Origin of the sequence: Bacillus carboniphilus, assembly GCF_039522365.1 — a bacterium.
GTDB classification, from domain to species: Bacteria; Bacillota; Bacilli; order Bacillales; family JC228; genus Bacillus_BF; species Bacillus_BF carboniphilus.
The window spans coordinates 1-651 of the sequence record NZ_BAAADJ010000028.1 but is presented as its reverse complement, the minus strand read 5'-3'; the positions used below and the strand labels follow the sequence as shown (position 1 = coordinate 651).

Genomic DNA, 651 nt, shown 5'->3' with positions numbered 1-651 from the left:
GCTGCAGCACTAAAGGGCGGAAACCCTCTAACACTTAGCACTCATCGTTTACGGCGTGGACTACCAGGGTATCTAATCCTGTTCGCTCCCCACGCTTTCGCGCCTCAGCGTCAGTTACAGACCAGAGAGTCGCCTTCGCCACTGGTGTTCCTCCACATATCTACGCATTTCACCGCTACACGTGGAATTCCACTCTCCTCTTCTGCACTCAAGTCTCCCAGTTTCCAATGACCCTCCACGGTTGAGCCGTGGGCTTTCACATCAGACTTAAGAAACCGCCTGCGCGCGCTTTACGCCCAATAATTCCGGACAACGCTTGCCACCTACGTATTACCGCGGCTGCTGGCACGTAGTTAGCCGTGGCTTTCTGGTTAGGTACCGTCAAGGTACCGCCCTATTCGAACGGTACTTGTTCTTCCCTAACAACAGAGCTTTACGATCCGAAAACCTTCATCACTCACGCGGCGTTGCTCCGTCAGACTTTCGTCCATTGCGGAAGATTCCCTACTGCTGCCTCCCGTAGGAGTCTGGGCCGTGTCTCAGTCCCAGTGTGGCCGATCACCCTCTCAGGTCGGCTACGCATCGTCGCCTTGGTGAGCCGTTACCTCACCAACTAGCTAATGCGCCGCGGATCCATCTGTAAGTGGTAGC

1 rRNA gene is annotated in these 651 nt (G+C 55.3%); it reads right to left on the bottom strand.

Annotated features, from left to right (window positions below):
• A 16S ribosomal RNA gene (locus tag ABDZ91_RS14105) occupies positions 1 to 651 on the bottom strand; the annotation flags it as partial.